This is a genomic window from Planktothrix paucivesiculata PCC 9631, from assembly GCF_900009265.2.
GTDB classification, from domain to species: domain Bacteria; phylum Cyanobacteriota; class Cyanobacteriia; order Cyanobacteriales; family Microcoleaceae; genus Planktothrix; species Planktothrix paucivesiculata.
The window spans coordinates 171567-180149 of sequence record NZ_LR735029.1 but is presented as its reverse complement, the minus strand read 5'-3'; the positions used below and the strand labels follow the sequence as shown (position 1 = coordinate 180149).

Sequence of the window (8583 nt, the reverse complement as noted above, 5' to 3'; positions counted from 1 at the left end):
AGGACTTACGCAAATTTGGGGATGTAACCCTAGATGTAGGGGTAATTCATGAATTACCCCTACTATTGATAGCGTCCTTGCGTAAGTCCTGTTAAAGTAGGATTGAATTTTTTGTCAATTCTCAATCACGAAAATACCTTGACGATTAGAGTTTTGATCAAGTATTCTAGGAAAGTAGTTTAACCTTACCCTTTGTTTTAGAACGACTCATTAAAAATTCAAATTCTTAATTATCGTCAGGAAATCAAGCATCTTTAGTTAAATTCAAAATCAAATATTAAAGGGTAAAATTATTAAACTATTCTTTAGAAAACCATTATTTCCAGAGGAAATTTATGCAAACATTAATTGAAGAAAATATTGTCGAGAAGTTTCAAGAGCAGGGATACGTAATAATTAGAGACTTCTTTTCCACAGAAGAAATGAATGATTTAATTGAAGAAATTTCTTCAACTAAACCTCGACATGGATCAAGTTGCTTAACCAAAGGGACAATGACTTTCTATAGCGAAGTTTTTTTTAACAATCAGAAAATTCAAAACTTCATTTCCCAGCAAAAAATAGTCGATTTCTTAAAACAATTTATTGGCCCTGATTTTTGGGTACGCTGGGATCAAGCCGTAGCCAAAAGACCGGGTTCGGGGATATTTCCCTGGCATCAGGATAACGGCTACAGCAGACTCAAGGATGAATACTATCAACTGTGGATTTCCCTAACCGATGGAACTCCTGAAAACGGGGGTCTTTGGTTAGTACCCGGTAGTCATAAAGAATTCCTTCCCCATAAAGAAGTGGAAAACCATGTTACTTACGACGGGACACCCGATAACCCCATATCGATTCAGACAAAAGCTGGGGATATTGTGCTGTTTTCATCCTTGATGCTTCACAAGACTACACCCAATATTACCCAAGGAACTCGCTGGGCCTATGTGATTGAGTATATGTCTCTGAATCATCTTGATCCAACGGTTGATGCTCCCTACTTTGTCGTTGCCCGCGATGGCAAATCTCACCCAGAGTTTGTTCAATCTTACCCGGGTCAATTTAATTTGATCAACCAAATAAAATACCTAGATGTCCGACTCAAGCAGCTAAAATACTTCCTGTTTGAACGTCATCAGAAAAATTAACCCTTTTATCAAGTTAGAGACAAAACAAATAGAGAAAAGTCGATTCACTTTCTTGAGGAGAAGCAAAATCATGGAATATCGAATCCTGGGTCGAACAGGTTTGAAGGTTTCTGCCATCGGAATTGGGACTTGGCAGTTAAGTGGCCCTGTGACGATTGACGGTAAACCCGATGGCTTTCCCGACCCGGGACGAGACAAGGTGATCGATTTGATCCAAGCCTGCGGAGATTTAGGTATCAATTTAATCGATACGGCAGAAATATACGGAGATGGGGAAGGACAGCGCCGCATCGGTGAAGCAATTCAGGGGAAAAGAGACCAATGGCTCCTCAGTAGCAAGTTTGGACTCCGTAGGGGGCAAAATGGGGAAAGAATCCAAAATCCCCAACCCGACACTATCCGGGTCAGTCTGGAAAACAGCTTAAAACGACTACAAACCGATTATATCGATATTTACCTCTACCATTCTCCCCCCGATCCGGCCTGGATTGCTCAGGGAAGGGAGGTATTAGAAACCTTAAAACAGGAAGGAAAAATTCGGTTTTATGGGATTTCCACCGATGACCCGCAGGTATTAAGCCAGCTAATTCAGCAGAATTCGGTGGATGTGGTTATGTTTTCTCGCTCGCTTGTCACCTATCCTTCTGAGTTGCTCAGTCTTGTGCAAAAACACAACTTGGGGGTGATGATTAAAGGGGCTTTAGACGCAGGAAGGTTATCGGGAGAATTTTTCCACCAAAACCCTCAGTTTTCCGATCAAGACATTCGCAAGTATATTTTTTACTACGGATTAAAGCCTCAAAAATATGCGGTTTATCAACAGTTTCTCAATGAAAGTATGTCAATGCCTGCTTTTGCTCTACGCTATCTACTAGACTTTGATACAACCCACACAATTATTTTAGGGGGCAGATTTATTGAGCGCTATCGAGAAGCCTTAAAAGTCTTTAATCTGGCTCCACTCGATAGCAAAACTCATGAGGCTTTAGAACAAATTAGACAGAAAATTTTTACCAAATCTTTGCCCGAAAAAATCCGAGACCGGATCAAAACAATCTTTAAACTTTGGTAATTATTATAAGCCAATCGTTTCTAAGAGTACCCGTTGTTGCTCTAACATTTCAGTTAAACTTTGATCATCGGGATGATCCCAACCTAAGAGATGTAATAAACCGTGAGTCGCTAACCATCCTAGCTCAATTTTTAGGGAATGTCCTTGTTGTTGGGCTTGATGGTAAGCAGTTTCCACCGAAATTACAATATCACCAAGATACAGAGATTCCGAGGAAAATTCTTCTGGAGGTTGGGGACAATTGACCTCTAATGTAGCAAAGGCTAACACATCAGTTGGTTTATTTTGCGAACGATACTGAGTATTTAACATTTCTATCTCCGTATTATCCGTAAGACGTAAGCTTAACTCATAACCGGATGCCAATGGCAGATAGGACTCTAAATAATTTAACCAACTTTGGAACCAATATTCCCATTCTGTGATAGTTAAGGGACAGTCGATTTCCAGGCCAGAAGACTCTATGGAATCATTGGGAATGATATTATTTTCTAACTGTTCTAACTGTTTCCAAAAACAGTCCTGTATACTCACTTCAACCTGTACAGTCATTAATAAAAAATCTAATAGGAATTTAAAGAAATTAACGAGTTAAATAGGCCATCCCCACTAGAAATCCAACTAAACCTGCGGTGGTTAAGGCGAAGTGAAATAGCGATTTTCCGCCCTTACGAACCATATTCCGCATGGCTAATTTAACATAGCTGGGTTGGGGTTCCTTGGGTTTGTCCTGGGGTTCTAGGTCGGGGGTGGATGGGGAAGAGGGAGTATTCATTTAGGGCTGGGGATAGGAAATATAGACCGACTGAATAGATCATAACAAAAATGTTACATTTTATGAAGCGATCGCCCAGTCAAGTCTATATTCCCCAATCTGCCACAGAGGTTTATTTCTGGGATGGGACTAACTCCGTGTTAAATTCATTGAAGGAACGACGTCGCAATTCCACGGATTGATCACGAGGCAATAAATCAAAGACTTTGCGAAACACATCATCAACGGTTTCAAAGGGAACCTGTCCATTTTTATCTAAAACCACTTTCCCCGACTGGTTAATTAATACGGTTTGGGGAACATAGCCTTTGTAATAATAACCGGGTTCCCGGGGGGAATTTTTGTCATCGGGTAGCAAGGTATCCACATTCACGGGAATAAAGTCCGCAGCCCTTCCGTAAAAACGCTGAAGTTCGGATATGGTAGTGACAAATTTTTTACAATCTTTACTATCATCTAAAAAGAAGAATAATAATGAGGGTCTACCCTGGTTCATTGATTCTGTTAATGTGACTCTAGGGGGAACCAAGGAACCATTCCCAGCATACAGAGCAAAAATATTACCATCAAACCGATCATCATCCAGACCCGCTAATGCCGAAGGAGTGATCGTAAAAAAGAATACACAAATGATCACAAAGGTCATCAATAGGGTTTTGAAACCCCTAAAACCGTGAAAGCACTGTTGCAGGATATTGAACTGGGGAGAATTCCATCGAGTTAAACGCATACTAGGTCGAAAGCCATTGAGATTCTAAACAGAATCTATTGTCACATTTTTGGGTCTATTTTACCCAAGCGATCGCTTTTATTCCTTTTTGAATTTTAGGTTATAACAGCGATCGGCTAATTCCAGAAGCTCTGTATATTTCCAACTTCCTCGATCATTTAATTGCTTTGCCAAGCCTAACGGAATCGCATCTAATCCCAAATAAGCACCACTAATTGCCCCGGCCATAGCTGCGGTTGTATCGACATCTCCACCAATAATAATCGCTGTACAAATCGTTTCCCAATAATCATTAGGTGTTCTCAAAAAAGAGTATAAACTCCACAACACACTACCCACAACAAAGGGTGAAATCCCATCCCATTCACTGCGATAGTCTGGATTTAATCCCGCCCTTGAAATTAACTCAAATGCGGGTGCAGATGGCAATTCAATCCACTGATTTAACCTCAAAATTTCCGTCGCAAATTCGGGAGAAACTTCTTGAACCCATTGGCTGATTTGAGCAATAAAATGCTCTGGAGAAAACGATTTATTTTGTAATACAAAGGCAACCGCCCCGGCGATCGCAATTGACCCACCGGAACAACGAGGATCTTGATGGGTGATCAGCCCTTGCTGGTGAGCCACCTGAATCAGTTGTTGGGGATGATCGTAAAACATCAACCCAACGGGGGCCGCCCGCATGGCACTGCCATTTCCGGCCGATGGAGGTGGAGTTCCCGCCTCTTGCCAAGGGACACCTAGGGCCAACCGTTCCACCGCAGTTTCCGTGGTTCGGCCCCTCCCGACGATCCGGTTTTCGGTAAACAGGGCAACAATCCGACGAGCATAGTCATCGGGACAAAATCTCCCCAATTCAACATAACTAGAAAGTAGTTCTCGTGCCATTTGGGAATCATCGGTATATTGACCAAAGGGAAAGGGAAAACGATCGCGATCTCTAGGTTGCTTGTTTCTCAGTTCATATTGAACATAATTGTTACAAACAAAAGCCGGATAACCTTCTACTCGGCATCCGGTGGCATCTCCCAAACACTGACCAATTAAGCAACCTCGATATTGTTGTGGACTCGGTTGAGGGTTCATCATGTTTAGGGGTAATTTTATATTCAAACATTAAAGACGTTGAGCGTTATTTTAAAACCGATTAATTTGCTGATCAATCCTCGAAAAAAAAAGTTCAGAACCCGATTTAAAAACATTAACATCTCAACCGCCAACACCTCAACCGTCAACCCTCGACACCTGGTAATGTTAAAAACTATTACAACATGGTTCAGAATGTGTACTCCATGCCTGAAAATACAAGCGATAGGTAGTGACGGTAATGGGCAAATTAATGTCCAAAGCTGGTCGCCCCATAACTGTAGCCCGAAAGGCAGCAGTCTGGGAATCCACAGCCGAAAAGCCAGTGGAGAATATCAAACTTGTGGACTGTACCTAAAAAAGCTGAAACATCTTTGAGGGTACAAACCCGCAGGAAGTGAAGCAATGAAAATCTTAAACCCATGGATTTGATTGCGGATCAAAAACCAGATACACTCTATGTCATCACCTGATCCAGAATGTGTCTGAACCAGCACTGAACGCTCATCGGTAACGATGAGGCTCTCCAACTCAGTTAATGGGTTTTCGGGAGAGCGTCAATCAGGAAAACGTTAGCTAAACGCTTTTGTAGAAAATGAGTATCGTCACAAAATCCATTGTTAATGCCGACGCCGAAGCGCGTTACCTCAGCCCTGGTGAGTTAGACCGGATCAAAGCCTTTGTTACCTCTGGTGAGCGTCGTCTGCGCATCGCCGAAACCGTGAGCGGTGCCCGTGAACGCATCATCAAAGAAGCTGGAAACCAACTGTTCCAGAAACGCCCTGATGTGGTTTCTCCTGCTGGTAACGCCTATGGCCCGGAAATGACCGCTACCTGCTTACGCGACCTTGACTACTACCTGCGTCTGGTCACCTATGGAGTCGTTGCGGGCGATATTACCCCCATCGAAGAAATTGGGATCGTTGGCGCTCGGGAAATGTACAAATCTCTGGGTACTCCCGTTGAAGCCGTTGCCGAAGGAATTCGTGCGCTGAAGAGTGTTGCCACAGGTCTGTTATCTGGTGAAGATGCAGCCGAAGCCGCAGCTTACTTCGACTATGTGATCGGTGCGCTCTCATAAGTCCGATCGCTTTATCACATTTTTTAAACGATTCCTAGATTCAGCGACTACAAGGAAATAGAACAATCATGCAAGACGCCATTACTTCCGTAATTAATTCTGCTGACGTTCAGGGTAAGTACCTGGATGCCAACTCCCTGCAAAAGTTAAAAGCCTACTTCGCCACTGGCGAACTGCGGGTTCGTGCTGCTTCCACCATTAGTGCTAACGCAGCCAGCATCGTCAAAGAAGCAGTAGCCAAATCCCTGCTGTACTCTGACGTAACTCGTCCCGGTGGAAATATGTACACCACCCGTCGCTATGCCGCTTGCATCCGCGACTTAGACTACTACCTGCGTTATGCTACCTATGCAATGTTAGCTGGCGATCCTTCCATTCTCGATGAGCGCGTTCTCAACGGTTTGAAAGAAACCTACAACTCCCTGGGTGTACCCATCGGTTCTACCGTGCAAGCCATCCAAGCCATCAAAGAAGTTACCGCTAGTTTAGTCGGTGCTGATGCTGGCAAAGAAATGGGTATTTACTTTGACTATATCTCCTCTGGCTTAAGCTAAAACCGAGGTTAGATTTTTGAGGGTGATCACTGCGTTTGATTCCCTATCCGAAATCTCAACGATCTTCAAGGCCAGGGAAGTCTGGAGTGAATGCTAGACCGCCAAAGGCTTGTCTGTTTTCCTGATAAGTTTTAGCGAGCTAGGATTGACTCCCGACTCCCGGCCTTTGAGCATTTTAAAATTGATGTAAAACTTGTTAAATTTGCTTAGGAGAGACGAACCTCATGCGGATGTTTAAAGTCACAGCTTGTGTTCCAAGTCAAAGCCGGATTCGTACCCAACGGGAATTACAAAATACCTACTTTACTAAGTTAGTTCCCTATGACAGTTGGTTTAAAGAACAACAACGGATCATGAAAATGGGCGGTAAAATTGTTAAAGTGGAACTGGCAACGGGCAAGCCCGGAACTAACGCCGGATTGCTGTAGAAGACAGGAGGCTGGGGACAGAAGGTAGAAAGAACACCGGAAAAAAGAAAAAAGATTGATTCTTGATTCTTAATTCTCGATTCTTAATTCTTCCTGCCTCCTGCCTCCTGCCTCCTTCTGTTTTGATGCCATCCAATTCCGCTATCTGTAATGTAAAAAGAGGACTCCCGTTCAACCTGAAAGGTTAACGGCGAGATGAATTTTTGCCAATAAAAAACATGGCGATCGCCATACCTTATTCTTCAGAAGATTTGTGGTTTTACACATAGTCGTTTAAGTTGTAGTTAAGATAAACACTTAATAGTAACAAAACAATATCAGCTTGATATTGAGTCAATTTTTATGATAATTAGTTGACAGGATTAATTAGTAAGTTTATAATGAATACAAAAATGCCACAAAAAAATCAATGAAAGCCAGTGATTAATCTTACTTATCAGTTCAGGTTAGATTTAAACAGACGGCAAGAGTTAGAGATAGAGCATATCTTAGATGTCTGTCGGTCTGTTTATAACTATGCTTTGGTTGAACGTAAGCACTGGTTACGCAGTAGGAAATCACCTGTTAATAGTTGTTCAATTGTGTCAGAATACATTATCCCATCGGAGCAACCTTACCCCAATTACAATGTACAAGCCAAAAATTTAACTATAGCCAAACAAAATAATCAGGATTTAAAGTCAGTCAATGCTCAAGTGTTACAACAAACGTTGAAAACATTAGATAAAGCCTTTACTGAAATGAAATCTCAAGGTCGTGGTTTTCCTCGATATAAAAAGAAAATGCGTAGTTTTGTTTTTCCAGCTATGTTAAAAAATTGTTTAGCAACAGGCAAGATAAAACTACCCCAATTAGGCTGGTTGAAGATTAGACAGTCAAGGGAATATCCCACGGGTTTTGTGCCCAAGCAAGCTCGGATTGTAAAAAAAGCGAGTGGATATTATTTACTAATTGTGTTTCAGTCAGAAGAGGTATGTCCTGATATACCAATAGGGAAAAATAGTTTAGGACTAGATGCGGGTATTGAATCATTTGTGGCAACAAGTACAGGCGAATTAATCAAAGCACCGAAGTTTTTGTTAAAGGCACAAAGTAAGCTGAAATCGCTACAAAGACGCTTAAAACATAAAACTAAGGGGTCAAACAATGGGTTAAAATTGCAAAACAAAATAGGAAGATTACATGAAAAAGTCTCTAATACAAGGAAAGATTGGCATTTTAAACTAGCTCATAATCTGTGTGACTTAGCAGAAAATATATTCATAGAGGACATCAATTACACATCTTGGAGTCGTGGGATTGTCAGGAAGCCATCTTTAGACTCAGGGATAGGTGGATTTATGAATCAGGTGTTACCTTATGTCTGCTGGAAAAGAGATAGATTTTATTTGAAAGTAGATAAAAATGGTACATCTCAAGAGTGTCCTCATTGTGGAAAACATACTGGCAAAAAGCAATTAAGTGAAAGAGTGCATAATTGTCAGTATTGTGGTCATACAGAACCAAGAGACATAGCTAGTGCTAAAGTAATTAGAAATAGAGGCTTAATTGCGGTAGGGCATACCGTGAGCGAAAATGCTTGTGAAGTACCCTTAATCGGGTCAGACGTACTGGCGGGGTTTGAACAGTTAACACTGTTTGAGCTAGTTAAGTGTCATTAAGCAAGAATCTCCCGTTACAGCCGAAGGCTTAACGGTGAGAGTGTCAACATATTGGAGAGA

10 protein-coding genes are annotated in these 8583 nt (G+C 41.8%); 6 read left to right on the top strand and 4 right to left on the bottom strand.

Annotated features, from left to right (window positions below; all coding sequences use genetic code 11):
* The first annotated feature begins 335 nt into the window (after positions 1-335).
* A complete protein-coding gene (locus PL9631_RS25430; protein WP_083624771.1) occupies positions 336-1133 on the top strand; it encodes a phytanoyl-CoA dioxygenase family protein in 798 nt (265 codons plus the stop codon).
* A gap of 70 nt (positions 1134-1203) precedes the next feature.
* Positions 1204-2205: an aldo/keto reductase gene (locus PL9631_RS25425; RefSeq protein ID WP_083624769.1), complete on the top strand. Its 1002-nt coding sequence runs from the start codon at positions 1204-1206 to the stop codon at positions 2203-2205.
* Between the two features lie 3 nt (positions 2206-2208).
* Here PL9631_RS25425 and ybeY read toward each other — a convergent pair whose 3' ends face one another.
* The 4 genes from ybeY to PL9631_RS25405 all read right to left on the bottom strand — a co-directional run bounded on the left by ybeY (position 2209) and on the right by PL9631_RS25405 (position 4802).
* A complete protein-coding gene (gene ybeY, locus PL9631_RS25420; protein WP_083624767.1) occupies positions 2209-2757 on the bottom strand; it encodes an rRNA maturation RNase YbeY in 549 nt (182 codons plus the stop codon).
* A gap of 31 nt (positions 2758-2788) precedes the next feature.
* Positions 2789-2980: a DUF3285 domain-containing protein gene (locus PL9631_RS25415; protein WP_083624765.1), complete on the bottom strand. Its 192-nt coding sequence runs from the start codon at positions 2978-2980 to the stop codon at positions 2789-2791.
* A 112-nt stretch (positions 2981-3092) separates the two neighbouring features.
* Entirely contained in the window at positions 3093-3626 is a 534-nt protein-coding gene (locus tag PL9631_RS25410; protein ID WP_083624793.1) for a thylakoid membrane photosystem I accumulation factor, read from the bottom strand.
* A gap of 162 nt (positions 3627-3788) precedes the next feature.
* On the bottom strand, positions 3789-4802 hold the full coding sequence (locus PL9631_RS25405; protein ID WP_083624763.1) for an ADP-ribosylglycohydrolase family protein: 1014 nt from the start codon (positions 4800-4802) through the stop codon (positions 3789-3791).
* Positions 4803-5394: 592 nt separating this feature from the next.
* Between PL9631_RS25405 and PL9631_RS25400 the strand changes: the two genes are divergently transcribed.
* The 4 genes from PL9631_RS25400 to PL9631_RS25385 all read left to right on the top strand — a co-directional run bounded on the left by PL9631_RS25400 (position 5395) and on the right by PL9631_RS25385 (position 8523).
* On the top strand, positions 5395-5880 hold the full coding sequence (locus PL9631_RS25400) for a globin family protein (protein WP_079678329.1): 486 nt from the start codon (positions 5395-5397) through the stop codon (positions 5878-5880).
* Between the two features lie 68 nt (positions 5881-5948).
* Positions 5949-6434, top strand: coding sequence for an allophycocyanin subunit beta (gene apcB / locus PL9631_RS25395; RefSeq protein ID WP_083624760.1), 486 nt, complete (start codon positions 5949-5951; stop codon positions 6432-6434).
* Positions 6435-6658: 224 nt separating this feature from the next.
* The gene (locus PL9631_RS25390) at positions 6659-6862 is read left to right on the top strand and encodes a phycobilisome linker polypeptide (protein ID WP_026787259.1); all 204 of its coding nucleotides are present in this window, start codon (positions 6659-6661) and stop codon (positions 6860-6862) included.
* A gap of 419 nt (positions 6863-7281) precedes the next feature.
* Positions 7282-8523 carry an RNA-guided endonuclease InsQ/TnpB family protein gene (locus tag PL9631_RS25385; protein WP_083624757.1) on the top strand — a complete coding sequence of 414 codons (1242 nt, stop codon included), beginning with the start codon at positions 7282-7284 and terminating at the stop codon, positions 8521-8523.
* Positions 8524-8583: the final 60 nt, after the last annotated feature.

Coding starts and splice junctions, on each gene's coding strand:
- PL9631_RS25400 (WP_079678329.1), top strand. CDS start 5,395: ATGAGTATCGTCACAAAATCCATTGTTAATGCCGACGCCGAAGCGCGT.
- PL9631_RS25410 (WP_083624793.1), bottom strand. CDS start 3,626: ATGACCTTTGTGATCATTTGTGTATTCTTTTTTACGATCACTCCTTCG.
- PL9631_RS25425 (WP_083624769.1), top strand. CDS start 1,204: ATGGAATATCGAATCCTGGGTCGAACAGGTTTGAAGGTTTCTGCCATC.
- PL9631_RS25390 (WP_026787259.1), top strand. CDS start 6,659: ATGCGGATGTTTAAAGTCACAGCTTGTGTTCCAAGTCAAAGCCGGATT.
- ybeY (WP_083624767.1), bottom strand. CDS start 2,757: ATGACTGTACAGGTTGAAGTGAGTATACAGGACTGTTTTTGGAAACAG.
- apcB (WP_083624760.1), top strand. CDS start 5,949: ATGCAAGACGCCATTACTTCCGTAATTAATTCTGCTGACGTTCAGGGT.
- PL9631_RS25405 (WP_083624763.1), bottom strand. CDS start 4,802: ATGATGAACCCTCAACCGAGTCCACAACAATATCGAGGTTGCTTAATT.
- PL9631_RS25430 (WP_083624771.1), top strand. CDS start 336: ATGCAAACATTAATTGAAGAAAATATTGTCGAGAAGTTTCAAGAGCAG.
- PL9631_RS25415 (WP_083624765.1), bottom strand. CDS start 2,980: ATGAATACTCCCTCTTCCCCATCCACCCCCGACCTAGAACCCCAGGAC.